Genomic DNA, 26267 nt, shown 5'->3' with positions numbered 1-26267 from the left:
CGCACATCCGCGGCTGTGGGATGCCGCGCGCCGGGCGGCGCAGGCCCCGGCGGCCGCGCCGGCTGGGCTATCCTACCGGCCGGAATAGATCGGCCACGGGCCGGAGGTTGTGCGTGCTGGAACTGGTCAAGGCCGGCGGTTGGCCGATGATTCCCCTCCTGGCACTGACCGTGCTCGCGTTGGCGATCATCCTCGAGCGGGCCTGGACGCTCCGACGCATCGCCGTCGCGCCGCCCAACCTGGGGCAGGAAGTCCGGACCTGGGCCGCGGGTGGCACGCTCGACCCGGCGCATATCGACTCGCTGCGCGCGACGTCGCCACTGGGCGCACTGCTGGCTGCCGCGCTCGACGTCCGCCACCGCCCCCGCGACCAGATCCGCGAACGCATCGAGGACGTCGGCCGGCACCTGGTCCACCGGATGGAGCGCTACCTCAACACACTCGGCACCATCGCCGCCGCGGGTCCGCTGCTGGGGCTGTTCGGCACAGTGGTCGGCATGATCCAGATGTTCCTGGTGATCGGTGAAAGCGGCATGGGCGACGTCAACGAGCTCGCCGGCGGCATCGGCAAGGCGCTCGTCTGCACCGCCACCGGCATGATCGTCGCCATTCCCGCGCTGATGGCGCACCGCTGGTTCCGCGGCCGCATCGCCGAGTACATCGTCGACATGGAGCACGAGGCGATCCGCCTGCTCGACACCCTCCAGCCAGCGGCTGCGTCGGCCGAAGTCGCGGCGGGCGGCCACGGCATCAACCCGCCGGTGAGCGCGAGCTGAGCGATGCGTATCCGCGACCACCGCGCCGACGACGAGCCGGAGATCAACCTGGTCCCGATGATCGACGTCATCTTGGTGCTGATCATCTTCTTCGTCGTCACCACCACGTTCGACGCGCGCTCGGTGATCAAGCTCGAGTTGCCGAAGGCGACCGGCGAACAGACCGAGGCCACGCAGCCACTGGTGGTACTGGTCAATGCCGAGGGGCGCTACTTCGTCGATGACCGCGAGGTCCTGCGCACCGACATCGGCGCGCTGAAGGCGACCATTGCCGAGGTGGCCGGCAACGACCGCGACCGCCCGGTGATGCTGCGTGCCGACGCGCGCACGCCGTACCAGGCCGTGGTGACGGTATATGACGCGCTGGGCCAGCTCGGATTCAACCGGGTCATGAGCGCCACCGCGCCGATAGGCGAGGGCAGCGGAGCCGTTCCGTGAGTGAAGCCGCCACCCCGTGGCAGGTCTATCGGCGGCTGCTCCGTTTCGCCCGCCCGTACCGTCCGCTACTGGTCATTGCGGGCATCGGCATGCTGTTCGAGGCCGCCTCGGCCGCCGCGTTCACCAAGCTGATGGAGCCCGTGGTCGACGAGACCTTCATTGATCGCAACAGCGAATTCAGCCTCGTCCTGCCGGTGGCGATCGTCGCCTTGTTCCTGCTGCGCGGTGTGGCCGGCTACATCACCGACATCCACATGGCCAAGTCCGGCCGTGGCATAGCGCGCGACCTGCGCGTCCAGGTGCTGGGCAAGTACCTGCGGCTTCCGGGGCTGCGCTTCGACGCCGAGCCGGTGCCGTCGATGCTGGTACGGCTGGGGTCGGACAGCGACCAGGTCGCCCAGGCCGCGATCGACGCGATGAAGGTCATGCTGCAGCAGACCCTGCAGGTGATCGCGATGCTGGGCGTGATGCTGTGGACCAGCTGGCAGGTCACCATCGCGATCCTGATCATGGCGCCGCCGCTGGCGTGGATCATGGACAAGGTGGGCAAGCGCTATCGCCGCATCAGCCACAAGATCCAGGAAAGCGGCGCGGCGCTGATGCAGTCGGCCGACCAGGCCCTCGGCAACCAGCAGGAGGTCAAGGTGTACGGCGCGCAGGCGGTCGAGCTGGAACGCTATGCGGCCCAGGCCAACCACCACCTCAAGCTGACCCTGAAGGTCGAGTCGACCCGCAGCATCTCCTCGGCGATGGTCCAGCTGATGGGGTCCATCGGACTCGCTTTGCTCCTGTTCTTCGCCGGTCGCGAGGCGATGGCCGGACGGCTCAGTGCCGGCGGCTTCGTCACCCTGATGATCTCAATGATGGCGATCATCCCGTCGCTCAAGCAGCTCACCAACGTGCAGGGCATGTTGCAGCGTGGCGTGGCATCGGCCGACCGCCTGTTCGACGTGATGGACGCCGGTGACGAGCAGGACGAAGGCACCCGGCCCCTCGACCGCGCCCGCGGCGAGATCGAGTTCCGCGACGTCAGTGCCCGCTATGCCGGGCAGGCCACCCAGGCACTGACGGACATCAGCTTCTCCGCGCGGCCTGGCACGGTCACCGCCATCGTCGGCCGCTCGGGCAGCGGCAAGTCGACGCTGATCAAGCTGATCCCGCGCTTCTACGAGATCGAATCGGGCCAGATCCTGCTCGATGGCCATCCGCTGCGCGAGTACCGGCTGGCCGACCTGCGGCGGCAGATCGCGCTGGTCGGGCAGCAGGTGATGCTGTTCGACGGCACCGTGGCGGCCAACGTGGCCTACGGCGAGCTGGAACAGGCATCGCCAGACGGGCTGGAGCGCGCGATCCGGGGCGCCAATGCGATGGAGTTCGTCGAACGCCTGCCCGATGGCGTCGAGACCGGCATCGGGAGCAAGGGCGGCCGGCTGTCCGGCGGCCAGCGGCAGCGTCTTGCGATCGCCCGGGCGATGCTCAAGGACGCACCGATCCTGATCCTCGACGAGGCCACCGCCGCGCTCGACACCGAGTCCGAGCGGCTGGTACAGGATGCGCTCGAGCGGCTGATGCCGGACCGCACCACGCTGGTCATCGCGCACCGGCTGTCGACCATCGAGCACGCCGACCAGGTGCTGGTGCTCGATGAAGGCCGCATCGTCGAGCGCGGCACCCATACCGAGCTGCTGGAGCGGGGCGGGCTGTACGCCCACCTGCACCGCATGCAGTTCCGCGAGGTCCAATGAACCCCGGTCCGACCGGTCCCTCGAACCGGCGCGAACACCAGCCCGCCTACTGGTATGGCGAGGCCCCGGTGCCGCTGGGTGCCCGCCTGCTGGCCTCGGTGTATGCGGCCGTCACCAGCGCCCGCCGCTGGCTGTACCGCAAGGGCTGGTTTGGACGCAGCCACCCGGGCGTCCCGGTCATCGTGGTCGGAAACATCACTGCGGGCGGCGCCGGCAAGACGCCGCTGACGATCGCACTGGTCGAGCGCCTGCGCAGCGAGGGCTGGAACCCCGGCGTGGCCAGCCGCGGGTACGGCCGCACCGACGTTGCCGATGCGGTATGGGTGGATGCCGACACGGCGCCGGCGATCGGAGGCGACGAACCGGTCCTGATCGCCCGCCGCACCGGTGCACGCCTGCGCGCCGACCGCGATCGTGCCGCCGCGGCAAAGGCCCTGGCTGAAGCGGGTTGCGACATCGTCATCTGCGACGACGGCTTGCAGCATTACCGACTGCAGCGCGACATCGAGATCGAAGTGGTCGACGGCCGCCGCCGCTATGGCAACGGCCAGCTGCTTCCGGCCGGTCCNAGCGCGACATCGAGATCGAAGTGGTCGACGGCCGCCGCCGCTATGGCAACGGCCAGCTGCTTCCGGCCGGTCCCCTGCGCGAGCTGCCCGAGCGCGGCAGCCAGTGCGACTTCCGCGTGATCAACGGCGGCGAGGCCGGCTTCGGCGAATGGCCCATGCGCCTGCTCGCCGACCGCGCAGTGCCGGTGCGCGGCGGCCGGCCGCGGCCACTGGACAGCTTCGCCGGCCACCGGGTGCATGCCGTGGCCGGGATCGGCAACCCCGACCGCTTCTTCACGATGCTTCGTGGGCTCGGGATCGCGGTGGTGCCGCACGCGTTCGCGGACCATCACCGTTACCGCGCCGCGGATTTCGAGTTCGGCAGTCCGCTGCCGGTGCTGATGACCGAGAAGGACGCGGTGAAGTGCGCGGAGTTCGCCACCGACGCCTTCCACAGCGTGCCGGTGCAGGCCGAGCTGCCCGAGGGATTCTGGGTGTCGCTGCTGGACCGGTTGCAGGCGCTCGACCAGAATCGCGGCCATGAGTCCGATTGACTTCGTAGTCGCCATCCCGGCCCGCCACGACGCCACGCGGCTGCCCGGCAAGCCGCTGCGCCTGCTTGCCGGCGAGCCACTGGTGCTGCATGTCGCCCGCCGTGCGCTGGCCGCCGGCGCGCGCGAGGTCTGGGTTGCCGCCGATGATCCGCGCATCGCGGAGGCGCTCCAGGGCAGCGGCGTGAAGGTCGCGATGACCTCGTCGGCGCATGCATCGGGTACCGACCGGCTGGCCGAGTGTGCACGTATCGCCGGCTGGGACACCGGTACCGCCGTGGTCAACCTGCAGGGTGACGAGCCTTTCGCGCCGGCCGAAGGCATCCGCGCGGTCGCGGCGTTGTTGCGCTCCAGCGGTGCCGAGATGGCCACGCTGGCGGCGCCGGTCGAGGACGTCGACACCTTGCTGGACCCCAACGCGGTCAAGCTCGTGCGGGCCGCCAGCGGCGACGCGCTCTATTTCAGCCGTGCGCCGGTGCCCTGGCCGCGCGATGCCTTCGCCGCGGACCGCAGCCGACTGCCCGCCGGCCACGCCTGGCTGAGGCACATCGGCATCTACGGGTACACCGCCGGGTTCCTGCAACGCTTTGCTGCAATGCCGCCGGGACGGCTGGAGCAGGTGGAATCGCTGGAACAGTTGCGTGCGCTCGAGGCCGGGTGCCGGATCGCGGTGGCGCTCACGCCCGCGCCGTTTCCACCCGGCGTCGACACGCCCGACGACCTCGCCCGCGCCGAAGCGCTCATGGCCTCGCAGCCGGGCTGATCAGCGACCCAGCCAGGCGATCAGCTGGACGATCCCGAACAGCACGCCGCCGATCAGCGCCCCGATCGCGGTGCCGTTGTAGCGGATGTACTGCAGGTCGCTGCCGACGCTCAGCTCGAGTTCGTCGACCAGTTCGCGGGTGTCCCAGCGGCCGACACGCTCGACGATGAAGTCGCGGATGCTGCCGCGGTAGCGGTCGACCATCGGCTCCACCGTGGCGCGCAGCCAGCCGTTGAGCCAGTCGCGCATGGAGGTATCGGCCGACAGTCGCTCCCCCAGCACCATCGCGACCCGCCCGGCGCGGGCCGCGATCTCGGAGTCCTCGCGCAGCAGGTCCTGCCGCAACCACGCCAGCACGTCGTCCCACAGCCCGCGCACGTAGCGGGGCAGGGCCGGGTCGTCGAGCAGGCGGTCGCGCATCTCGCCGACCTTGCGCTGCAGAGCCGGGTCGCTGCGCAGTCGCGCGATGAAGTCGGCGGCGTAGTGGTCGAACCGCAGGCGCAGCTCGTGGTCGGGCTCGGATGCCATCTCGTCGACGAGGTCGCCGACGCCTGCCACCACGCGTTCGGCCAACCGCCGGGCAACCGGCTCGTCCAGCCCGGTCAGCCTGAGGACGGACCAGAGCTGGGGCGCGATGCGCGCGGCCACGGTCTCCTGCGTGCCGGGGTCGGCCAGCACCCCGGCAATGTCCCGCAATACGCTGTCCAACAGGGCCTGGTGCCGGCGCTGGTGGGTCATGACCTCCAGCACCTGGCCTGCCAGGGCGGCGACGTCCATCCGCCGCAATTGCTCGCGCGTCAGCCGCTCGAGGAAGGCATGGAGCCGCTCGCTGTCGAGCAAAGCGAGCAGGTGCGGTGACAGGTCCACGACCAGCCGGCCGACGCGTGCGGTGTTCTCAGGTCGTGACAGCACGACGGCCAGCCGCGAGGCGGGATCGAACTCGTCGAGCTTGCGCATCACCTCGCCGGGCTCAAGGAAATGGTTGCAGATGAAGTCGGCCAGCGCCCGGCCGAGGGCATCCTTCCGGTTCGGGATGATCGCCGTGTGCGGGATCCAGCGCTGGCCGAGCGGGTGGCGGAACAGCGCGACCACCGCGAACCAGTCGGCCAGCCCGCCGATCATCGCCGCCTCCGCCATCGCCACCAGCAGGCCGAACGCCCAGTGCGGATGGCGCACCTCCATCCAGGTGGCCGCCACGAACAGCACTGCCGCAGCCGCGAGCATCGCGACCGCCACGCGCTTGCGGCGGGCGAGGGCGACGGCGCGGGGCGATGCGGCGACCGGAGGTAGCATGCGTCGATCATTGCAGCGACCGCCGGTGCACGCCACCCGGCCCGCGGATGAATACGGCCGGACGGCGCCACACGCGCGCCGTTTGCACGGGCGATAATCGACCCCATCCATGGAGCCGATGCCTGCCCGCCACGCTGTCGCACCCGCGCCGAGCCGCCGCCCCCTGTCCGCGGGGTGCACGTGACCGCGACGGCGCCATTCGACGGAAAGGCGTTCTCGCGCGGCCTCAGTACCGCGCCCGGCGTGTACCGGATGATCGGCGCCGACGACAAGGTCCTGTACGTCGGCAAGGCGAGCGCGCTGAAGAACCGCGTCTCCAGCTACTTCAATGCGACCCCGAAGTCGGCGCGGATCATGGCGATGCTGTCGCAGACCGTGCGGATGGAGGTGACGGTCACCCGTACCGAAGCCGAGGCGCTGATCCTCGAGAACGAGCTGATCAAGTCGCTCAAGCCGCGCTACAACGTGTTGCTGCGCGACGACAAGAGCTATCCCTACGTCCTGCTCACCAACGAAGCCTGGCCGCGGATCGCGGTCCATCGCGGGCCACGCTCGATACCCGGCCGGTACTTCGGTCCGTATGCGAGCGTCGGCGCGGTCCGCGACACGCTCAACCTGATGCACAAGCTGTTCAAGCTGCGCAGTTGCGAGGACAGCGTGTTCCGCAACCGGTCCCGGCCGTGCCTGCAGCACCAGATCGGCCGCTGCAGCGCGCCCTGCGTGGGACTGGTGTCGGCGCGCGAGTATGCCGAGAGCGTCCGCCGCGCCACCCTGCTGCTCGAGGGGCGCAGCGACGAGCTGACCGACGAGCTGGGCCGCGCGATGGAAGGCGCCGCCCAGCGCCTGGATTTCGAGGAGGCCGCCCGCCTGCGTGACCTGGTGTCGTCGATCCGCACGCTGCAGGCGCGCCAGTACGTCGATGGCCGCGCGGCGGACTTGGACGTCCTCGCCGTGTCGATGCAGGGCGCCGCGGCGTGCGTGGTGCTGCTGGCCTTCCGCGACGGCCGCAACCTGGGCACGCGCTCGTTCTTCCCCAAGACCAATGGCAGCGAGAACGCCGCAGAGGTGCTGGCGGCGTTCGTCTCGCAGTACTACGGCGAGCAGCTTCCCCCCGGCGAGATCGTCATCGACCGCGACATCCCGGACCGCGAACTGATCCAGCAGGCGCTGTCGGCGTCCGGCGAGCGCAAGGTCGAAATCCGCCACCGCGTGCGTGGCGACCGCGCCGGCTACCTCGACATGGCCCGGCGCAACGCGCAGATCACGCTGGCAAGCGAGCGCACCAGCCACGCTGCCCAGCTGGCTCGCGCCGAAAGCCTGCGTGAATTGCTGGGGATGGCCGCGCTGCCACAACGGATCGAGTGCTTCGACATCAGCCACACCATGGGCGAGGCCACCGTCGCATCGTGCGTGGTGTTCGATGCGGAAGGCCCGGTCCGCGGCCAGTACCGCCGCTACAACATCGCCGGCATCGAGTCGGGTGACGACTACGCGGCGATGCACCAGGCCATCAGCCGGCGTTTCCGTCGCGCGGTGGCATCCGACACGGTCGACGTGGATGACCCGGCGGCCGCGACCCGGCGCAAGCGGGTGGACAAGGCGGCCGCGGTGCTGCCCGATATCCTGCTGATCGACGGCGGTGCCGGCCAGGTCGCGCAGGCGAGGGCGGTGCTGGACGAGCTGGGCATCGAAGGCGTGGCGCTGGTCGGCGTCGCCAAGGGGCCGGCCCGCCGCCCCGGCGACGAGGAACTGCTGCTGCCCGATGGGCGGTGCGTCCGCCCGGGTGCCGGCTCGCCCGCATTGCAACTGGTGCAGCAGGTCCGCGACGAGGCGCACCGGTTCGCCATCACCGGCCATCGCGGTCGGCGCCAGAAGGCGCGCAACACCAGCCGGTTGGAGGACATCCCCGGCATCGGCCCGCGCCGCCGCGCCAACCTGTTGCGTCACTTCGGCGGACTCGGCGGGCTCAAGGCCGCCGGCGTCGAGGAGATCTCCCGCGTGGAAGGCGTGAACGCTGCCCTGGCCGAACGCATCTATGCGACCCTGCACGGACTCGAAAGCGCTGGCAATGCCCCCGGGGCCGGTGCGACACGGAGTGAAGAATGAAGTTGACGGTGCCGACCATGCTCACGTTGCTGCGGATCGTGCTGATCCCGGTGCTGGTGCTGGTCTATTACCTGGATTACCGGTGGACGAATTTCGCCGCCGCGGCGATCTTCGCGTTCGCCTCGCTGACGGACTGGCTCGACGGCTGGATCGCCCGTCGCTACGACCAGTACTCGGCGTTCGGCGCGTTTCTGGATCCGGTGGCGGACAAGCTGATGGTCGCCACCGCACTGGTGATCACCGTGCAGCACCACCACACCGTGTGGATGGCGTTGTGGGCGGCGGTGATCATCGGGCGCGAGATCGCGGTGTCGGCCCTGCGCGAGTGGATGGCCGAGCTCGGCCAGCGGGCGAAGGTCAAGGTCGCCACGATCGGCAAGGTCAAGACGGTGGTCCAGATGGTCGCGCTGGTGTTCCTGCTGTACCGCGATCCGGTGCTGCAGTTGCCCGTGTTCGCGATCGGCGAGTGGCTGCTGGCCGCGGCCGCGCTGCTGACGCTGTGGTCGGGTTTCGCGTACCTGCATGCAGCCTGGCCTTCGCTGAAGGATGATGTGAAAAACAGTTGACAGTTCTGCCGTCATGCCTAAAATGGCGGCTCCTCAGCGGGAATAGCTCAGTTGGTAGAGCACGACCTTGCCAAGGTCGGGGTCGCGAGTTCGAGTCTCGTTTCCCGCTCCAGATTTCGCCCTCCGGTTCGCTGGAGGGGCTTTCGAAACAAACCCCGTTCGCGGGGTTTTGTTTTTTCCAGAGGCTGCCCCGTGCAGCCGGCACCACAAGCGGTATGCTTGCGGTGCGCGTCATCCGGCCGGGTGGCAGAGTGGTTATGCAGCGGACTGCAAATCCGCGTACGCCGGTTCAATTCCGACCTCGGCCTCCATCTTCGAACCGCGCTCCGGCGCGGTTTTTTCTTTGTGCGACCATCGGCCCGGATGGCGGAACTGGTAGACGCAACGGACTTAAAATCCGTCAGCCGCAAGGCTATCCGGGTTCGATTCCCGGTCCGGGTACCACGCTGCTACCCCGCGCCCACGCTGGCGAGGAACGCCCCCAGCAGCGCGCCGCGATGGCGCTGGCGGTGAAGCACCAGGCTCAGCTCGCGCTGCAGCGGCAGGAACGGCGTCGGCAAGACGGCGATGCGCCCGGAGAGCCGCGCTTCCTCCACCGCGATCGCCGGCAGCAGTGCCAGGCCGAGGCCGGCGATCACCGCCTGCTTGATCGCCTCGCTCTGGTCGAGCTCGAGCACGGTCTCGCCGGCGGGGAGCGCCGCGAGGACGCGTTCGGCCTGGCTGCGCGTGGCCGAGCCGGCCTCGCGCAGGATCCAGCGTGCGCCTGCGAAGTCGTCCGGCCGCAGGCGTTTGCGCCCGGCCAGCCGGTGGTTCGGCGGTGCACACACGCACAAGGTGTCGCTTCGCCACGGAAGGAGTTCCAGTTGCGGATGCGCCGCCGGCCCCTCGATGCACCCCAGGTCCAGGCTGTAGTCGAGCATCCCGGCGAGGATCGATGCGCTGTTGTCGACGTGCAGCCGGATGCTGACGCGTGGATGCGCGGCCACGAACCCGCCCAGCAGGTCGCCGACCAGGTAGTTGCCGATGGTGTTGCTGGCGCCCAGCCGCAGTTCACCGGACAGGTCCTCGCCGGCGTCGCCCAGGCCGAACTCGCGTAGCCGCTCGAGGATGTCGCGGGCGCGCGGCAACAGGCGGCGGCCATGCGCGTTGAGGTGCAGGCGCTGCTGGATACGGTCGAACACCCGGTATCCCAGCAGCCGCTCCAGCTCGCCCAGGGCCATGCTGGCCGCCGGCTGGGTCAGGTGGAGTTGCTCGGCCGCGCCACGCACGGTGCCGCCGGCGGCAATGGCGACGAACACTTCCAGTTGCCGGGGGCTGACGCTGTTCATCAATCGGACTGATGGGGCGGGTAAGAAGTATCAACTGTACTGAATATCGAGGGTGGGCCACGATTGCGTCCCCGATGACGTCCCGCCCGTCCAACCCATGACCACACCCTCCGGCACGTTGCCAGGCATCCTCCGGCCGACCATTCGCCTGCTTCCCGGTCTCGCGCTCGCGGTCGGGCTGGGCTTGCTCGGCCTGTGGCTCGCGGAGTTGCCGTGGCTCGCGCGCTGGCAGTTGAGCGCGCTCACCTGCGCGATCGTGCTGGGACTGCTGGTGGGCAATCTGCTGGGCGCGCACCTGCCCGCACGGCTGGCGCCAGGTCTTCACGTGTCGCAGCGGCAGCTGTTGCGGGCGGGCGTCGTCCTGTACGGGCTCAGGCTGAGTTTCCAGGACATCGCGGCGATCGGCGCCGCCGGGCTGCTGGTCGACGTGGTGGTGGTCGTGTCCACGCTCATGCTGGGCACTTGGGCCGGGCGCCGTTGGTTTGGCCTGGACCGGCACACGGCGATGCTGACGGCCGCCGGCAGCGCTATCTGTGGCGCGGCGGCGGTGCTGGCCGTCGAGCGCGTGCTGCGCGCCGATCCCAGCAAGGTGGCGATCGCGGTCGCCACGGTTGTGTTGTTCGGCACCTTCAACATCTTCCTGTACCCGATGCTGTACCCGCATCTCGGGCTCGATCCCGCCGCGTTCGGGCTGTATGCCGGAGCGACCGTGCATGAAGTGGCGCAGGTGGTGGCGGTCGGCAGCGCGGTCAGTCCCGAGACCGCCGACGCCGCAGTCATCGTCAAGCTGACCCGGGTGTTGCTGCTGGTACCCGTGTTGCTGGTGCTCGGCTGGCAGGAGGCACGTGAGGGCGGTGAGCGGGCCATGGTGATCCCGTGGTTCGCATTGGGGTTCCTGGCGGTGGTGGCCCTCAACTCGGTCATCCAGCTGCCCGGGCCGTGGAGGGCGGCGCTGCTGACGTTGGACACGCTGTTGCTCGCAACCGCCATGGCGGCACTGGGCGTGGAGACGCGCATCGCCAAGCTGCGTGCGCTCGGCCCGCGGCCGCTGTTGCTGGCCGGTGTGCTCTTCCTGTGGCTCAGCGTCGGCGGGTACCTGCTCGTGCGCGCAGTCACGTGACATTGCCGCGCTGACCACGGTCCCATCACGACCGGGGTCGATATGGTTCGTCCATGTTTTCGAACCTGCTCGTCCTCGCCATGTCCGCGGCGCCGCAGGCGTCGACGCCGCCTCCGCCCGCATACGACCAGGCCGCTTACCGCCGCTGCGTGGACAGTCTGCAGGCGCGGGCGGGGCGCGAAGGCATCGGCAGCGCGCTGTTCGACCGGCACGTGCGCACGGTGGTGCCGGACACCTCGGTGCTGCGGCTGCTGGATTCGCAGCCCGAGTTCAAGACGCCGATCTGGGACTACCTCGCCGGCCTGGTCGACGAGGAGCGTGTCGCCGACGGCCGGCAGATGCTGCAACGCCATGCGGATGTGCTGTCCAGGGTGGAAGCGGCATATGGCGTCGACCCGGCGACCGTGGTTGCGGTGTGGGGCGTTGAAAGCGACTTCGGCGATACATTCGGCAAGCGCCCGCTGCTTCAGTCGCTGACGACGCTGTCGTGCATGGGACGGCGGCAGGATTTCTTCCGGGGCGAGTTGCTGGCCACGCTGCGGATCATCCGCGATGGTGATGTCACCGCCGACAAGCTGGTCGGGTCGTGGGCCGGCGCCTTCGGCCATACCCAGTTCATTCCGTCGACATACCGTCGGCTGGCAGTTGATTTCGATGGTGACGGTCGCCGGGACCTGGTGGACAGCATCCCCGACGCGCTTGCCTCGACCGCCAATTACCTCAAGCGGGCCGGATGGCGCACTGGTGAGCCGTGGGGCTACGAGGTCGCGGTGCCCGCCCGCTTCAGCGGTGCCCACGGACGTACCCGGCGGCAGCCGCTGTCGCATTGGGTAGGGCAGGGCATCACACGGGTGGACGGCAGTCCCATAGCGCCCGATGGCCGGCGCTCGGCGCTGGTGATGCCTGCCGGCCGCGACGGACCCGCGTTCCTGGTGTTCCGCAACTTCGACGCGATCTACTCGTACAACGCCGCCGAGAGCTATGCGTTTGCGATCGCGTTGCTGTCGGAGCGACTGCGCGGCCGCCCGGGTCTCGTTCGCGACTGGCCCACCGACGACCCGGGGCTGTCGCGGCTCCAGCGTCGCGAACTGCAGCAATTGCTGCTGGATCGTGGCCACGACATCGGCGAGATCGACGGCATCGTCGGCGGCAACACACGCGCCGCGATCGTGCTTGAGCAGCAGCGTCTCGGCCGTCCCCCCGACGGTCGCGCCAGCCAAGGCCTGCTGCGCGCGTTGAAGGCTACGCGCCCGGTGCCGGCTGCGCCGGCGGAGCCCCGGACCCGCTAGCCGGCAAGGCATCGGTCGCCCGGCGCGCCGGTTATCCTTGCGCTTCGACTGATGGGAGCCTGCATGTCGCGCTATGCCCTCTACGCCGCCGCCATCGCACTGACCCTGCTGTCGGCGGTGATGACCTTTGCCTTCGACCGCGACTGGACGTGGGTCCTGCTGGCCGCCGGCGCGCTGACGGCACTGGGGACCTGGGACCTGCTGCAACAGCGCAGCACGCTGCGTCGCAACTACCCGCTGCTCGCACACTTCCGCTACGGACTGGAGTCGATCGGCCCCGAGATGCGGCAGTACTTCATCCAGGCAGATACCGCCGAGGTGCCGTTCTCGCGCCTGCAGCGTGCACTTGTCTACCAGCGCTCCAAGTCGGTCATCGATACCCGCCCGTTCGGCACGTTGCAGGACGTCTATGGCCCCGACTACGAGTGGATCAACCACTCGATGGTGCCGAGCGAGCATGTCGACCCGGATTTCCGCGTGCTGGTTGGGGAGAAGAGCGCACAGCCGTACTCGGCGAGCGTGTTCAACATCTCGGCGATGAGCTTCGGGTCGCTGTCGGCCAATGCCATCCGCGCCCTCAACAAGGGCGCCAAGGCCGGCGGCTTCTATCACGACACCGGCGAAGGCTCGATCTCGCCGTATCACCGCGAACACGGGGGCGATCTGGTCTGGGAAATCGGCTCGGGCTACTTCGGTTGCCGCGACAACGATGGCGGTTTCAGCGTCGAGCGGTTCGTGGAGAATGCCACCGACCCGCAGGTGAAGATGATCGAGGTCAAACTGTCGCAGGGCGCCAAGCCCGGCCACGGCGGCGTGCTGCCCGCGCCCAAGGTCAGCCCTGAAATCGCGTTGACGCGTGGGGTGCCGCCGGGTGTCGAGTGTGTGTCACCGGCGCAGCACAGCGCCTTCTCGACCCCCGTCGGCCTACTCGAGTTTGTCGCCCGCCTTCGCGAACTGTCCGGCGGCAAGCCGACCGGCTTCAAGCTGGCGATCGGGCATCCGTGGGAATGGTTCGGCATCGCCAAGGCGATGAAGGAAACCGGCATCCTGCCGGACTTCATCGTGGTCGACGGCGCGGAGGGCGGCACCGGCGCCGCGCCGGCGGAATTCATCGACCACGTCGGCCTGCCCATGCACGAGGCACTGATGCTGGTGCACAACACCCTGGTTGGGCTCGAGTTGCGCGACGACCTTCGGCTGGCGGCGGCCGGCAAGGTCACCAGCGCGTTCGACATCGCGCGCACACTGGCGATGGGCGCGGACTGGTGCAATGCGGGCCGGGGTTTCATGTTCGCGGTCGGCTGCATCCAGGCCCAGGCGTGCCACACCGACCATTGCCCCACCGGCGTGGCGACCCAGGATCCGCGACGCTGGCGCGGCCTGGATGTGGGGGACAAGTCCAGCCGCGTCTATAACTTCCACCACAACACCGTGCGCGCATTGCGCGACCTGGTGTGCGCGGCCGGGCTGGAGCATCCGCGTGAACTCGGGCCAGAGCACATCATGCGTCGGGTTACGCCGACCGAGGTCCGGTCGCTGGCGGCGCTGTACCGGTTCCTCGAACCCGGGGCCCTGTTGACGGGCCTGCCCGAGCACGCGGTGTTCAAGGCGTTCTGGGCGAGCGCACGCAGCGATTCGTTCGGTGCGCCCGACCGCGCGCGCAAGATGCGCCAGAGCAAGTCGTTCTGACCGGTCTCAGTCGAGCAGATCGAGCACGCGCTCGGGAGGGCGACCGATCACCGCACGCCCACCGTTGACGAAGATCGGGCGCTCGATCAGCCGCGGGTGAGCCGCCATGGCCGCGATGATCCGGTGATCCGTGATCGACGGGTCGTCCAGCCCGAGTTCGCGGTACTCGGCCTCGCCGGTGCGCAACAGGGCACGGGGCGAAACGTCCAGCATCGCGACCAGCTGGCGCAGCTCGTCCTCGCCCGGCGGGGTGTCCAGGTAGGCGCGGATCTCGGGCTCGATGCCGCGTTCGCGCAGCAGCTCGAGTGCGCCGCGGGACTTGGAGCAGCGGGGGTTGTGATACAGGCGGGCAGCGGGCATGCGAACTCCTTGTCGACGGTCCCCGCGGGCATAAAAAAAGCCGGCGCGTGGCCGGCTCCATACTACTGGTGGGCGGTGCAGGGATCGAACCTGCGACCCTTGCCGTGTGAAGGCAATGCTCTACCGCTGAGCTAACCGCCCGGTATTGCTGGGCCGCGCAGTTTACTGGGCGCCGCGGACGCCGGCAAGCCTTTCGGGCCGGTCAATACACCCGGCACTGCATGAACCGCACCGGTTGCCCGCTCGAGGGGGCGGGCTGCAACTGCACGCGGGAAGCGCCGAGCGACTCGCTGCGCTCCAGCACCTCGCAGACGCCGTCGATCTGGTCATCGGTGGCATCGGGCATCAGGTGCACCACAAGGGTCGACCGGGTGGCCCAGCCGGCATCGACGACGCCGGGCAGGGCGGCGATGTCGCGTTCGATCTGTTCGCGCTGCTCCGCTTCGGATGCCGGTTCCGTGGCGCCGGCCGGCGTGTCCGTGGACGGTGCAGCGATCACGGGCGCCGCCGGCTCAACCCCACGACCGGTCAACGGCATTTGCGAAGCGGGTGGGGCCACCATCGGCGGTACCGGGGCCGGCTTCGGGTCGCCGCCAGCGCTCCGCAACCCGCCAAGCAGCATTGCCAGCGCGACGCCGGCAGCCAGTGCCGCAACCCAGCCAAGCCCGATCGCCCGCAACGTGCGGCGGTGCGCCGTCGCCACGAGGTCGGTGTGCACGCTTGGTGGCAGGAGGGGGTCGATCAGCGTCCACAGCATCGGCCCGTCCAGCAGCTCGATCGCCCCCGCGTGGCGGCGGGCATCGGGCTCGATCCGGCCGAGCGTGGTGAGGATGCCGCCACTCGCGCCGCTGGCCCGCACCGCCGAGGCAAGCTCCTCGACCATTGGACGCCCGACCCGGTAGTCGACGCCCTGCTTGCAGGTCAGCAACCAGGTCTGGCCATCGCGGTTGAGCAGCAGGTCGGCCTTCTGGCCGCGGTCGGCGGACGGCTCCAGCCGGCTTGCCTCGAAGCCCTGCGCCTGCAGCGCCTCGATAACGAAGCGCGAGAACTCCCGCCAACGCATCGCCGCCAAGGTGCGCAGCCCGGCCTCCATCACCCATTTCCGGCATTGCACCCGCCACAACCAGGCACTGAGGCCGGCGCCGAGGACAAGTGCGATCACCAATGCAGTTACTAAGAATGGAACTGTCAGCATTCCTGCGATCCACCTGGGGGGCAACGAAAGACCCGCGCAATATACGTCCGCGTCTGCGCACGCCGGGTGAGGCGCGGCACGGTTTGGCACACCGCGGGCTGCCGGCCCCTGTGCGGGCCGGAACGCCTCAGAACCGCTCGTCCAGTACGCGGCGGATCTCCGCTTCGATCGGGCCCTTCATCGCGCCCAGCAGGAACCCCAGTTGCGCCGTGACATGCACCTGTCCCGGCAGCAGGGCGATGCGGCCATCGATGCCGCTTCGGGTGAAGTCGAGGATGTCCCCGTCCCAGCGGCACTCGGCGCCGAACCGGTCGGCCAGCTTGTCGGCGATTTCCTGGACGGCCTGGCGCGCGCGCGGCGGGGCCAGTGTATGGGGATGTTGGATGTCGATGCTTGCCATGGAACCTCCTGTGGAGTGCCATTGTGCGGCGCGCCGCGAGGGGTTCACAGCCCATGGGCGACGTGTGGGGAGCGTGCTAGATTTTAGCGGCGTGAATGCCCTCAGCCTGCGATTTCCCGACCACGACCGCAACGAACTGGCCCTGGGCCAGGGCGTCCACGCGTTCGGCCGCGCCGACGATGGTGCCCTGGACCGAGTCGAGCACCGCGAAGACGCGCTGGTGCAGTTCTGCATCGACCGCCGCGGGGTCTGGCTGCAGTCCCGTGCGCCCGACGGCGCGGTGCACGTCAACGGCCGGCCGGTACGGCGCATGGCAATGCTGCGCGCCGGCGATGCCATCCACCTGGAAGGGGCCGAACTGGTCCTGCTGGGCACCTCGCCGGGGCCGATGCCGAAGGGCATCCCGAACGTGCGCGAGAGCGACCGGCGCGCGGTGCTGCGCGGGGTTGGCGGGCCTTCCCATGGACGCTGTTTCAGCCTCGACCACGCGCGCGAGATCGGTCGCGATGTCGAATGCGACATCCGCATCGACGGCCCTGCGATCGCCGAGCGCCATGCGCGGCTCGAGCCGCACCAGGACGGCATCGTGCTGCGTGACCTGGGCGGCGCCAACGTCGTGGTCAACGGCCACGCGGTGCGCGAAGGGTTGTTGCAGGCCGGCGACCAGCTGGTGGTGGGCAGCCACCGGTTCGTGATCGAGGCGCCACTGTCACCGGGCATCGCGGAAGCCACGGCCGTCCCGGAGGATGGGCACGACACGGAGACGACAGACGACGCGCCTTCGCCGGTCGCGTCCTCGATACGACGCATGCCGTGGCTGTTGCTGGCCGCGGTGATGCTGGCCGCGGCACTGACGCTGCTGTTGATGTTCGGCGCGCGCTGAGCGCGCCCGGCCTTCCCGTCCCGACCTTCCCAATGGAGCTCCTGCGATGACGCGCGCCTACAACTTCAGTGCCGGCCCTGCGACCCTGCCCGAAACCGTGCTGGAACAGGCGGGCGCCGAGCTCCTTGACTGGCACGGCGCCGGTGCCTCGATCGTCGAGCTGAGCCATCGTGGACCGGAGTTCATGCAGGTCGCATCCGAGGCCGAGGCCGACCTGCGCACGCTGCTGTCCGTACCCGACGACTACGCGGTGCTGTTCCTGTCCGGCGGCGCGACCACCCAGCAGGCGCTGATCCCGCTCAACCTCGCCGCCCCCGGGCAAGCCGCGGACTACGTGGTGACGGGCCACTGGGGCAAGACCGCGATCAAGCAGGCGCACCCTTATGTGTCCGCCAACGTCGCCGCCGACGGCGAGGCGGGTGGCTTCCGGGACATTCCCGCGCGGGCCGATTGGCGGCTGTCCGACGACGCTGCGTACGTGCACGTCACCGCCAACGAGACCATCCACGGGGTGGAGTTCCGCGACACACCCGACGTGGGCGACGTGCCGCTGATCGCCGATTTCAGCTCCAGCATTGCCTCCGAACCGGTCGACGTGTCTCGCTACGCGATGATCTACGCCGGCGCGCAGAAGAACCTCGGGCCGGTCGGCGTGAGCGTGGTGATCGTGCGCCGGGAGCTGCTGGAGCGTAGCGGCCAGCCGCGCGCGCCCATCTTCGAGTACGCCCGGCACGCGAAGAGCGGCTCGATGCTCAACACCCCGCCGACCTTCAACTGGTACCTGGCCGGGCTTGTTTTCAAGTGGATGCTGGCCGAAGGCGGCGTCGAGGAGTTCGCCCGCCGCAACCAGCGCAAGGCCGATGCCCTGTACGCGGCGATCGACGGATCCGGCGGTTTCTATCGCAACGAGGTAGCGCCGGCCGTGCGCTCGCGGATGAACGTGCCGTTCTTCCTCCACGACGATGGACTGGACAAGGCGTTCCTCGCCGAGGCGAAGGAGGCCGGGTTGATCTCGCTGAAGGGCCACCGGGCACTGGGCGGCATGCGTGCCTCGATCTACAACGCCATGCCCGAGGCGGGCGTGCGCGCCTTGGTGGGGTTCATGGACGAGTTCCGGCAGCGGCACGGATGACGACGCGGCAGGACTGGATCGCCGCGCTTGGCGGTCCGTTACACGGTTCGCTCGTGGTGCCAGGGGACAAGTCGGTGTCGCACCGTGCACTGATGCTCGGGGCGCTGGGCGACGGGGTCACGGAAGTCCACGGTTTCCTGGAAGGGGAGGACACGTGCGCCACGGCCCGCGTGCTCGGCCAGCTGGGCGTGCGCATCGAGTCTCCGGCGCCGCAGGTGCGGCGCATCCACGGGGTCGGGCTGGATGGACTGCGCGGCAGCGACGCCGAGCTGGATTGCGGCAATGCCGGCACCGGCATGCGGTTGCTGGCCGGCCTGCTCGCAGGACAGGCGTTCGACAGCGTGCTGGTGGGGGATGCGTCGCTGTCGCAACGGCCGATGCGGCGCGTGACAGAACCGCTGGCGGCGATGGGGGCTCGCATCGATACAGGGCCGGGTGGGGTGCCGCCGCTTCGGATCCACGGCGGCCAATCGCTGTCCGGCATCGCCTACGACCTGCCGGTGGCGAGCGCACAGGTGAAGTCGGCCGTGCTGCTCGCCGGCCTGGGCGCACGTGGCACGACCACCGTGCGCGAGCCGCATCCGACCCGGGATTACACCGAACGGATGCTGGCCGCGTTCGGTTATCCGATCGACTTCAAGCCCGGGTTTGCGAGCGTGCCGGGTGGACATCGCCTGGTTGCGACGCGGGTGGAAGTGCCGGCTGATTTCTCGTCCGCTGCGTTCTTCGTGGTCGCCGCCAGCATCATCCCGGGGTCTGACCTGGTGCTGCGGTCGGTCGGGGTCAGCCCGAGGCGTACCGGGCTGTTGCAGGCGCTGCGGTTGATGGGCGCCGATATCGAAGAGACCGACAGTCGCGAGCAGGGCGGGGAGCCGGTCGCGGATCTGCGAGTGCGCCACGCGCCACTGACGGGCATCGAAGTGCCCGAAGCGCTGGTGCCGGACATGATCGACGAGTTCCCGGCGCTGTTCGTCGCCGCCGCATGCGCCTCAGGCCGCACGGTGGTACGCGGCGCGGCCGAGTTGCGGGTCAAGGAGTCCGACCGCATCGGCACCATGGCCGCTGGATTGCGAGCACTTGGCATCCGGGCGGACGAGCGCGCGGACGGCGTCGTCATCCAAGGGGGGCGCCTGCGCGGTGGCGAGGTGGACGCCCACGGAGACCACCGGGTGGCAATGAGCTTTGCCGTCGCCGCCCAGCGCGCCGAGGGCGAGGTGCGCATCCGCGATGTCGCCAACGTCGCCACCTCGTTCCCGGGGTTCGTGTCGCTGGCTACCCAGGCCGGATTCGGACTGCGCGCCGGCTGACCGGCGCGCGTGGCCCCTCAGCGTGAGGGTTCGAACGCGATCGGTACCACCACCGTGCCGACGGTCGGCCGGCCGTCAAGGGTCGCCGGTTCGAACCGCCAGCGTTTCACCGCGTCCACCGCGGTGCGGTCGAGCAGGCGCGAGCCGCTGCCCTGGCTGACCGACACCGAGGTCGGCACGCCATCGGGCCCGATCTCCGCCCTGACCATCACCGTTCCGCTTTCGCCACGGCGCAGTGCGCGCACGGGATACCGCGGGGCAGGGGTGGCGCCGGGGATCGGCCGGGGCTGGGTCAACGGGCTGGGCGGGGGGGGCGGCGGCGGTTCGACCGCGACCGGCGCCGGCGCTTCGACCAGCCGGGGCTCGTCCTGCTGCGCCACTTCGTCCTCGTCCGCGGACTGTCGCTCGGCATCCATCCCGCTTGCGTCGCGACTGCCCGCGGGCAGGGGCACCGGCAACGGTTCGTACGCGGACGGCGCAGCCGTTGGCGGCGTGCCGTTGGCGCGGAAGAAATCGTCGCCGTCGCGGTCGCCCGACCAGACCAGCGCAAACAGCACCAGGCCGATGACGAAGGCGCCCAGCACCAGCCACAGGGCGCGCGGCGAAGGGCGCCACGAGGCGAGGTCGAAATGGGAACGCGACGGCTTGGTCGGGGATTCGGGCATGGGCGCGGCTCGGCGGCAGTCGTCGACATTGTGCATGTCTGTGTTCAATGGTGCGCCAACGGCACCCATCCACGTCAATCCACGCGATAATCGCGCACCCGACCACCCGGATGCGGTCCCATGCTTGACCCCAACCTGTTGCGCCAGCAACCCGACGAACTCGCCGAACGGCTCCGTGCCACCCGTGGCTACGCACTGGATCCGGCGGCGCTGCAGGCGCTGGAGGCCGAGCGAAAGCAGATCCAGGTCCGGACGCAGGAGCTGCAGGCGCAGCGCAACAGCCGGTCCAAGGCGATCGGCCAGGCGAAGGCGAAGGGTGAAGACGTCGCTCCGCTGCTGGCGGAGGTGGCCGGGCTGGGCGACGAGCTGAAAGCCAGCGAGGCCCGGCTGCAGGCGATCCAGGCCGAGCTGGAAGCCATCGCGCTGGGCATCCCGAACCTGCCGCATGCCTCGGTACCCGCGGGCACGGACGAGTCCGGCAACGTCGAGCAGCACCGCTGGGGCACCCCGCGGACGTTCGACTTCCAGGTCCGCGACCACGTGGAGCTCGGCGCCCCCAACGGCTGGCTCGATGGCGACACCGCCGCAAGACTCAGCGGCGCGCGCTTCACCGTGCTGCGCGGGCCGCTGGCGCGGCTGCACCGCGCGCTCGCGCAGTTCATGCTCGACCTGCACACCGGCGAGCATGGCTACGAGGAGACCAACGTGCCGCTGCTCGTGAATGCCGACAGCATGCGCGGCACCGGCCAGTTGCCGAAGTTCGAGGACGACCTGTTCGCCACCGAGATCGGCGACGCGGCCTCGGCCAACAACCGCCGCTACCTCATCCCGACCGCCGAGGTGCCGCTGACCAACATCGTCCGCGACGAAATCGTGGAGGATGCCGCGCTGCCGATGCGCATGACCGCCGACTCGATGTGCTTCCGTGCCGAAGCCGGCAGCCACGGGCGCGATACCCGCGGCATGATCCGCCAGCACCAGTTCGAAAAGGTCGAGCTGGTCTGCGTCAGCCGCCCCGGGGAGTCATACGACGAGCACGAGCGGATGACCCGCTGCGCCGAGGTGGTGCTCGAGCGGCTCGGCCTGCCGTACCGCCGCATGCTGCTGTGCAGTGGCGACATGGGGTTCTCGGCCACCAAGACCTACGACCTGGAGGTCTGGCTGCCGAGCCAGGAGACCTACCGTGAGATCTCGTCGGTCTCCAACTGCGAGGCGTTCCAGGCCCGCCGCATGCAGGCGCGCTGGCGCAACCCCGCTACCGGCAAGCCGGAGCTGGTGCACACGCTCAATGGTTCGGGCGTGGCGATCGGGCGCGCATTGATCGCGGTGATGGAGAACTACCAGGATGCGGACGGCTCCATCGCGATCCCGGACGTGCTCAAGCCATACATGGGTGGACTTGAACGGATCGGCTGAGCCGCCACGCGGCACCTAGGCTGCAAGAACAAGGGCCCTGCATGGGCCCTTGTTGTTTTCCGGGTCAAGACGAGGCGCACCGCGCGTCGCCGTAGCTCAGGCGGCCAGCGCCTCGCACGAGCCCTCGATGCGCTCGCGCGCGGACTTGATCGAGGCTTCGCGTTGCTCGGGCGAGACCGCCAGGCCTTCGGCGGTGATGAATTCCACGTCGGTGATCCCCCAGAAGCCGAACACGTAGCGCAGGTACGGCTCGATGAAGTTGGTCGGCGCATCGCCCGAATGGAACCCGCCGTAGGCCCCGGCGACAAAGACGGTCTTGCCTCCTGCCAGTCCGACCGGTCCGGCCTCCGTGTACTTGAAGGTCTTGCCGGCCACGGAGATCCGGTCGATCCACGCCTTGAGCTGGCTCGGGATGTTGAAGTTGTACATCGGCACCCCGACCACCACGACGTCGGCCGCGAGGAATTCGTCCATCATGGCGGCGGCCAACTCCGCTTCCTGCGCGTCCGCACCGGCCAGCGAGCCACCGGTCAGGTGGGGCAGGCGGGCCTCGGCAAGGTCGCGGTAGCTGACCTCCAGTCCCGGGGTCGCGTCCTGCCAGCGCTTCACCATGGCGGCGCTGAGGGTGCGGCTGGTGGAGTTGTCGCCCAGGATGCTGGAATCGATATGCAGGAGCTTCATGGTTTCTCGGTCCGAATGGGCTCGTGGCCCGACAGAAACCAGAGTAGGTTGTTGCAGTTTCGGGATAAACCGCATCTAATGTCACGCAACGTTCTGCGTATGGGATAACCGTGCACGACCTCAACGATCTCTACTACTTCGCGATGGTGGTCGACCATTCGGGTTTCGCTGCGGCGGAACGCGCACTGGGCATCCCAAAGTCGCGGCTCAGCCGCCGCATCACCCAGCTCGAGAACGAACTCGGCGTCCGCCTTCTGCAGCGCTCCACGCGCCGTTTCGCGGTCACCGATGTCGGCCAAAGCGTCTACCGCCACGCGCAGACGATGCTGGCCGAGGCACAGGCCGCGCGCGAGGTGGTGGACCGTCTCAGTGCCGAGCCGCGCGGGCTGATCCGGGTCAGCGTGCCGGTCGGCACCGCGCAGGAGCAGATGCCGAGGTTGCTGCCCGAGTTCCTCGCCCGGTATCCGCAGGTGCGGGTGCAACTGCAGGTGAGCAACCGGCGGGTCGACGTTATCAACGAAGGCATCGACGTCGCTCTGCGCGTACGCACCCGGCTCGACGACGATGGCAGCCTGGTGATGCGCAGCTTCGGCCAGATCCAGGAGCTGCTGGTGGCCAGCCCGGACTACCTGCGCAAGATGGGCCGCCCCACGCACCCGGAAGAGCTGTCCGAACACATCACGATGTCGATGAGCGAGGACGAGTCCCGCCAGCGCTGGGAGTTGCACGGCCCCGACGGCGAGATCAAGCGGATCGACCTCAAGCCGCGGGTGGCCGGTTTCGATTTCCCGATGTTGATGGCGCTGGCCCGGCAGGGCGTGGGCATCACGATGCTGCCCGAGACGGTGTGTGCCGAGGCCGTCCGCAAGGGTGAGCTGCAGGTCGTGCTGCCCGAATGGCGGCTGCCGCAGGGCATCTTCCACGCGGTCTTCGCCTCGCGCCGCGGCTTGCTGCCGGCGGTCCGGGTGTTCATCGATTACTTGGCCGAGAAGGTGCCGGGTCTGGTCGAGTCGGCCCGGCTGGGCTGCGCCGACATCAACGGCAAACCATGTAGCGAGGCCGAGCAGAAAGCCTTCATGCGTTGAGCTGCGCCCCCCGTCGCATGCGAGAATGTCGCCCGCCGTACAAGGGTCCGACCTTACGGAGAGATGGCCGAGTGGTTTAAGGCAGCAGTCTTGAAAACTGCCGTGGGTTTACGCCCACCGTGGGTTCGAATCCCACTCTCTCCGCCATGGCCCGCTCCGCGCTGGCCGCGCTACCAGACCAGGTCGTCGGGGACCTCGAACCGGCTGTAGTAGTCGTCATCGTCGCATTCGTTCCCAGGCGGCGGGTTCTTCGCGTGGTCGAGCACGACCAGCTCCGCGGCGCGCTCAAGGACCTTGTCGGCGGCGGCACGCGGGACCAGCTCGTAGCCCTCGCCGTGGCGCACGATGACCAGTGCCCCCTTTGCCAACTGGCCGCGTTGCGAGGCATCGACCAGCAGGCGCTTGATCACGCCTTCGTCGGTGAACGCGTAGGCGATTTCGCCATCGCGATTGAGCCTGTTGGTTTCCACGATCTGGCGGGCCTGCGCCCGGGCTTCTTCCACCCGTGCCCGGGCGTTGCGTTCGGCAGCGAGGGCACGGTCGCGTTCGGCGCGCTCGGCCTGCAGCCGGCGCGCATCCACTTCCGGTGTTTCGGTGGGGGGAGCCGACTTCCCATGTCGCTGGCGTGTCTGTTCCCGCACGATCTGCGCGGCCTTGCTCTTCTTGACCAGGCCGGCTTTCAGCAGCTGGTCCTGCAACGGGTTGCGCATCGCCATCAGTGGCTGCCCGCCGCTGTGCCCACACCACCGGCGGCGGCATCCCACTGGCGCAGGGCGGACTCGATGGCATCGATCCCGCGCACCGCCGCATTCGGGTCGATCTGCGACATCGTGTCGTGTTCGCTGTGCAGCACCTGCATCACCTTCGGCATGGTCGCGGGCGGTTTTCCGGCATAGGCGCCGAGGATGCCGTCGATCTCGTCGCCACCCACCAGCGAGTACGACACGGCCGGCCACTGGGCGTCCAGGAACGCGCGGTGGTCGGTCGGCGGGTACTGGGTGCCGGCCGACAACTTGAGGCCCGCGTCGGCGGCGGTCGCCTGCGTTGAAGCCACGAGCGCGTGGGTGGGGTCGGGCGCCATCATCCAGACGGTATCGCCCCAGCCGAACACGTCGAAGTTGACGTACTGCGCCGGCTGCTGACCGCCTGACTGCACGAAGGCGTGGGCGCCCAGCAACCCGAGTTCCTCCTGGTCCCAGAACGCGACCGCCACCCGGTGGTGCTGGAGCGGTTCGGCCTGGAAGCGCTCGGCGAGTTCCAGCACCACGGCGCTGCCGGACGCATTGTCGGTGGCGCCAGTGCCCATGCCGACGCGATCGGAATGTGCGCCCAGCAACAGCAGTGGAGCGTCCGCGTTGCCTGCGATGTCGGCCAGCAGGTTTTCGCCCGGGCCGTGGTCGCTCTGGAACGCCACCGTGCGTACCTCGACGTCCAGCAGGGCCAGCCGCTGCGCGATTTCCGCCCGCCGGCCGGCGTTGTCCGCGGCCGCGGCGATCGCGTCGACGTCCTCGAGCCAGTCCCGCGCGGCGGCGCTGGCCGGAACGGGCGCGGCCACCGTGGCGTTGGCGGCGGGAGGCTGCGGCGCGGGATGCGCGCAGGCCACAAGCAACGACGCGGCGATGAAAAACGGTGCGGAACGGAGGCTGGGTGTCATGGAGAGGGCTCCCGGATGATCGCGGCAGTGTGCCCGATCACGGCGTCGGCGGGCGCGTGCCGTTGGTTGCGTGGCCTCCGGCGCGTGGGTAGCCTGCGCCGCAGGAGAGGCAACTACATGGAAGAGGTATGACGATCAGGGTTTTTCTAGTCGACGACCATGCGCTGGTCCGTGCGGGCATGCGCATGATCCTGTCGGGTGAGACCGACATCGAGGTGGTGGGCGACGCCGAGACCGGCGAAGCCGCACTCCCTTTGATCCGTGCGCTAAAGCCGGACATCGTGCTGTGTGATCTGCACCTGCCCGGCGTGAGCGGGCTCGAGGTGACCGAGCGCGTGGTCAAGGGCAACTCAGGCGCAAAGGTGATCATCGTTTCGGTGCTCGAGGACGGGCCGATGCCCAAGCGGCTGCTGGAGGCCGGCGCGTCCGGATACGTCGGCAAGGGCGGTGACGCCGTCGAGCTCGTCCGCGCGGTACGCGATGTCGCGCGCGGCCGGCGCTACCTGGCCAGCGGTGTTGCGCAGTACCTGGCGCTCGCCGGACTGGACCACGGCATCGCGTCGCCGTTCGAGTTGCTGTCCCCGCGCGAACTCGAGGTCTCGCTTCTGCTGGTGCAGGGGCTCAGGCAGGAGGACATCGCGCGTCGCCTGAGCCTCAGCGCAAAAACCGTCAACACGCACAAGACGCGTCTGTTCCAGAAGCTCGGCGTGACCGACACCGTGGCGCTGGCGCGGTTGCTTGGGCAGTACGGATTGATGGAGCCCGCGCTCAGCCTCTAGATCCAACTCGTCCCGGCGGGATCCGCAAAACGAAAACGGGCCGCACGAAGCGGCCCGTTTTGCGTCTTGCCATGGGACTCAGGCGTCGCGCTGGCGTGCCTGCTCACCGTCTTCGTCGCGCTGGCCATCCACTGCCGCCTGCGGCGCGGTCGGCGCCGACTCGTCGTCGAACAACCCGGCGGTGCGCGGCTGCACCTGCGCTCCGGAGCCGTTGCCGTTGGCCTGGCCGGCGGTGCCGCCACGCTCGACATCGCTGCTTTGGCTGACCTGCGTAGCGGGATCGATCACGGCAGCGGCCGGTTCGGATACGTGCGTGTCGACCACGGCGGTTTCGTCGACCGCTACCGGGGCGGGGACGATGTTGTCGTCGACCACGGTTTCCTCGACCACGGCTTCCTGGATCACCGTCGGCTCGACCTTGCCACCGTCGCCGGTGGCACCGGTGTCGACGGGCCCGGCCGGCTCGTGGCCGCTGGCCGCCTGGGCCGCCACGACGGC

25 protein-coding genes, 5 tRNA genes and 1 pseudogene are annotated in these 26267 nt (G+C 69.3%); 20 read left to right on the top strand and 11 right to left on the bottom strand.

Annotation, left to right across the window (positions count from 1 at the left end; translation table 11 throughout):
• Positions 1 to 113: 113 nt before the first annotated feature.
• The 5 genes and pseudogenes from ACKVMH_RS07755 to kdsB all read left to right on the top strand — a co-directional run bounded on the left by ACKVMH_RS07755 (position 114) and on the right by kdsB (position 4821).
• Positions 114 to 776, top strand: a complete 663-nt coding sequence (locus ACKVMH_RS07755) for a MotA/TolQ/ExbB proton channel family protein (RefSeq protein ID WP_215220194.1) — start codon at positions 114 to 116, stop codon at positions 774 to 776.
• Positions 777 to 779: 3 nt separating this feature from the next.
• Positions 780 to 1214, top strand: coding sequence for an ExbD/TolR family protein (locus ACKVMH_RS07750; RefSeq protein WP_412699855.1), 435 nt, complete (start codon positions 780 to 782; stop codon positions 1212 to 1214).
• Complete coding sequence (gene msbA / locus ACKVMH_RS07745; RefSeq protein WP_412699854.1) at positions 1211 to 2959, top strand: lipid A export permease/ATP-binding protein MsbA; 1749 nt, start codon at positions 1211 to 1213, stop codon at positions 2957 to 2959. The genes ACKVMH_RS07750 and msbA overlap by 4 nt, the downstream gene beginning before the upstream one ends.
• A pseudogene (lpxK, locus tag ACKVMH_RS07740) lies at positions 2956 to 4061 on the top strand (tetraacyldisaccharide 4'-kinase). Before msbA ends, lpxK begins: the two are co-directional and overlap by 4 nt.
• Positions 4039 to 4821 carry a 3-deoxy-manno-octulosonate cytidylyltransferase gene (gene kdsB, locus ACKVMH_RS07735; RefSeq protein WP_412699856.1) on the top strand — a complete coding sequence of 261 codons (783 nt, stop codon included), beginning with the start codon at positions 4039 to 4041 and terminating at the stop codon, positions 4819 to 4821. The pseudogene lpxK and the gene kdsB overlap by 23 nt, the downstream one beginning before the upstream one ends.
• Here the strand turns inward: kdsB and ACKVMH_RS07730 are convergent, their stop codons facing one another.
• The gene (locus ACKVMH_RS07730; RefSeq protein ID WP_412699853.1) at positions 4822 to 6114 is read right to left on the bottom strand and encodes a DUF445 domain-containing protein; all 1293 of its coding nucleotides are present in this window, start codon (positions 6112 to 6114) and stop codon (positions 4822 to 4824) included. It abuts the gene before it with no gap.
• Positions 6115 to 6294: 180 nt separating this feature from the next.
• Here ACKVMH_RS07730 and uvrC point away from each other — a divergent pair, with 180 nt between their 5' ends.
• From uvrC to ACKVMH_RS07705, 5 genes are all read left to right on the top strand, one after another.
• Positions 6295 to 8220, top strand: a complete 1926-nt coding sequence (gene uvrC / locus ACKVMH_RS07725; RefSeq protein WP_412699852.1) for an excinuclease ABC subunit UvrC — start codon at positions 6295 to 6297, stop codon at positions 8218 to 8220.
• The gene (gene pgsA / locus ACKVMH_RS07720) at positions 8217 to 8786 is read left to right on the top strand and encodes a CDP-diacylglycerol--glycerol-3-phosphate 3-phosphatidyltransferase (RefSeq protein ID WP_215220200.1); all 570 of its coding nucleotides are present in this window, start codon (positions 8217 to 8219) and stop codon (positions 8784 to 8786) included. The genes uvrC and pgsA overlap by 4 nt, the downstream gene beginning before the upstream one ends.
• Before the next feature lie 36 nt (positions 8787 to 8822).
• Positions 8823 to 8898, top strand: a tRNA-Gly gene (locus ACKVMH_RS07715).
• A gap of 125 nt (positions 8899 to 9023) precedes the next feature.
• Positions 9024 to 9097 (top strand) — tRNA-Cys (locus ACKVMH_RS07710).
• A gap of 46 nt (positions 9098 to 9143) precedes the next feature.
• A tRNA-Leu gene (locus ACKVMH_RS07705) sits at positions 9144 to 9230 on the top strand.
• Between the two features lie 5 nt (positions 9231 to 9235).
• Here the strand turns inward: ACKVMH_RS07705 and ACKVMH_RS07700 are convergent.
• Complete coding sequence (locus ACKVMH_RS07700) at positions 9236 to 10114, bottom strand: LysR substrate-binding domain-containing protein (protein WP_215220201.1); 879 nt, start codon at positions 10112 to 10114, stop codon at positions 9236 to 9238.
• Between the two features lie 97 nt (positions 10115 to 10211).
• On the opposite strand from ACKVMH_RS07700, the gene ACKVMH_RS07695 reads away from it, so the two are divergent.
• From ACKVMH_RS07695 to ACKVMH_RS07685, 3 genes are all read left to right on the top strand, one after another.
• The gene (locus ACKVMH_RS07695; protein WP_412699851.1) at positions 10212 to 11234 is read left to right on the top strand and encodes a YeiH family protein; all 1023 of its coding nucleotides are present in this window, start codon (positions 10212 to 10214) and stop codon (positions 11232 to 11234) included.
• Positions 11235 to 11287: 53 nt separating this feature from the next.
• Positions 11288 to 12523: a lytic murein transglycosylase gene (locus ACKVMH_RS07690; protein ID WP_412699850.1), complete on the top strand. Its 1236-nt coding sequence runs from the start codon at positions 11288 to 11290 to the stop codon at positions 12521 to 12523.
• Positions 12524 to 12586: 63 nt separating this feature from the next.
• Positions 12587 to 14212 carry an FMN-binding glutamate synthase family protein gene (locus ACKVMH_RS07685; protein ID WP_412699849.1) on the top strand — a complete coding sequence of 542 codons (1626 nt, stop codon included), beginning with the start codon at positions 12587 to 12589 and terminating at the stop codon, positions 14210 to 14212.
• A 6-nt stretch (positions 14213 to 14218) separates the two neighbouring features.
• Here ACKVMH_RS07685 and arsC read toward each other — a convergent pair whose 3' ends face one another.
• The 4 genes from arsC to ACKVMH_RS07665 all read right to left on the bottom strand — a co-directional run bounded on the left by arsC (position 14219) and on the right by ACKVMH_RS07665 (position 16167).
• Positions 14219 to 14572, bottom strand: a complete 354-nt coding sequence (gene arsC / locus ACKVMH_RS07680; protein WP_412699848.1) for an arsenate reductase (glutaredoxin) — start codon at positions 14570 to 14572, stop codon at positions 14219 to 14221.
• Positions 14573 to 14638: 66 nt separating this feature from the next.
• Positions 14639 to 14713, bottom strand: a tRNA-Val gene (locus ACKVMH_RS07675).
• Positions 14714 to 14774: 61 nt separating this feature from the next.
• Positions 14775 to 15734, bottom strand: coding sequence for a restriction endonuclease (locus ACKVMH_RS07670; protein ID WP_412699847.1), 960 nt, complete (start codon positions 15732 to 15734; stop codon positions 14775 to 14777).
• Between the two features lie 160 nt (positions 15735 to 15894).
• Positions 15895 to 16167: a polyhydroxyalkanoic acid system family protein gene (locus tag ACKVMH_RS07665; RefSeq protein WP_215220207.1), complete on the bottom strand. Its 273-nt coding sequence runs from the start codon at positions 16165 to 16167 to the stop codon at positions 15895 to 15897.
• Between the two features lie 91 nt (positions 16168 to 16258).
• Between ACKVMH_RS07665 and ACKVMH_RS07660 the strand changes: the two genes are divergently transcribed.
• The 3 genes from ACKVMH_RS07660 to aroA are packed head-to-tail and all read left to right on the top strand — an operon-like array spanning position 16259 to position 19489.
• Positions 16259 to 17050 carry an FHA domain-containing protein gene (locus ACKVMH_RS07660; RefSeq protein ID WP_412699846.1) on the top strand — a complete coding sequence of 264 codons (792 nt, stop codon included), beginning with the start codon at positions 16259 to 16261 and terminating at the stop codon, positions 17048 to 17050.
• Positions 17051 to 17096: 46 nt separating this feature from the next.
• The gene (gene serC / locus ACKVMH_RS07655; protein ID WP_412699845.1) at positions 17097 to 18182 is read left to right on the top strand and encodes a 3-phosphoserine/phosphohydroxythreonine transaminase; all 1086 of its coding nucleotides are present in this window, start codon (positions 17097 to 17099) and stop codon (positions 18180 to 18182) included.
• Entirely contained in the window at positions 18179 to 19489 is a 1311-nt protein-coding gene (aroA, locus tag ACKVMH_RS07650; RefSeq protein WP_412699844.1) for a 3-phosphoshikimate 1-carboxyvinyltransferase, read from the top strand. Before serC ends, aroA begins: the two co-directional genes overlap by 4 nt.
• Before the next feature lie 17 nt (positions 19490 to 19506).
• Here the strand turns inward: aroA and ACKVMH_RS07645 are convergent, their stop codons facing one another.
• Positions 19507 to 20154 (bottom strand): energy transducer TonB, encoded by a 648-nt coding sequence (locus ACKVMH_RS07645; RefSeq protein WP_412699843.1) that lies wholly within the window; start codon positions 20152 to 20154, stop codon positions 19507 to 19509.
• 120 nt (positions 20155 to 20274) lie between these two features.
• Here ACKVMH_RS07645 and serS point away from each other — a divergent pair, with 120 nt between their 5' ends.
• Positions 20275 to 21570: a serine--tRNA ligase gene (serS, locus tag ACKVMH_RS07640; protein WP_412699842.1), complete on the top strand. Its 1296-nt coding sequence runs from the start codon at positions 20275 to 20277 to the stop codon at positions 21568 to 21570.
• A 96-nt stretch (positions 21571 to 21666) separates the two neighbouring features.
• Here serS and ACKVMH_RS07635 read toward each other — a convergent pair whose 3' ends face one another.
• Positions 21667 to 22251, bottom strand: coding sequence for an FMN-dependent NADH-azoreductase (locus ACKVMH_RS07635; RefSeq protein ID WP_412699841.1), 585 nt, complete (start codon positions 22249 to 22251; stop codon positions 21667 to 21669).
• 110 nt (positions 22252 to 22361) lie between these two features.
• On the opposite strand from ACKVMH_RS07635, the gene ACKVMH_RS07630 reads away from it, so the two are divergent.
• Together ACKVMH_RS07630 and ACKVMH_RS07625 are read left to right on the top strand one after the other, a co-directional pair.
• A complete protein-coding gene (locus tag ACKVMH_RS07630; RefSeq protein ID WP_215220214.1) occupies positions 22362 to 23336 on the top strand; it encodes a LysR family transcriptional regulator in 975 nt (324 codons plus the stop codon).
• Positions 23337 to 23393: 57 nt separating this feature from the next.
• Positions 23394 to 23483 (top strand) — tRNA-Ser (locus ACKVMH_RS07625).
• Positions 23484 to 23506: 23 nt separating this feature from the next.
• Here ACKVMH_RS07625 and ACKVMH_RS07620 read toward each other — a convergent pair.
• Positions 23507 to 24046: a DUF2058 domain-containing protein gene (locus ACKVMH_RS07620; protein WP_215220314.1), complete on the bottom strand. Its 540-nt coding sequence runs from the start codon at positions 24044 to 24046 to the stop codon at positions 23507 to 23509.
• A gap of 5 nt (positions 24047 to 24051) precedes the next feature.
• Positions 24052 to 24990, bottom strand: coding sequence for a M28 family peptidase (locus ACKVMH_RS07615; protein ID WP_412699840.1), 939 nt, complete (start codon positions 24988 to 24990; stop codon positions 24052 to 24054).
• A gap of 128 nt (positions 24991 to 25118) precedes the next feature.
• Between ACKVMH_RS07615 and ACKVMH_RS07610 the strand changes: the two genes are divergently transcribed.
• Positions 25119 to 25769 carry a response regulator gene (locus ACKVMH_RS07610; protein WP_412699839.1) on the top strand — a complete coding sequence of 217 codons (651 nt, stop codon included), beginning with the start codon at positions 25119 to 25121 and terminating at the stop codon, positions 25767 to 25769.
• Positions 25770 to 25847: 78 nt separating this feature from the next.
• Here the strand turns inward: ACKVMH_RS07610 and ACKVMH_RS07605 are convergent.
• On the bottom strand, positions 25848 to 26267 hold a 420-nt coding region (locus ACKVMH_RS07605), incomplete at its 5' end, for a hypothetical protein (RefSeq protein ID WP_412699838.1).

The organism is Lysobacter zhanggongensis (assembly GCF_046638635.1).
GTDB classification, from domain to species: Bacteria; Pseudomonadota; Gammaproteobacteria; order Xanthomonadales; family Xanthomonadaceae; genus Novilysobacter; species Novilysobacter luteus.
Note: the sequence above shows the minus strand (reverse complement) of the source record. Positions and strands in the feature narration are given on the sequence as shown.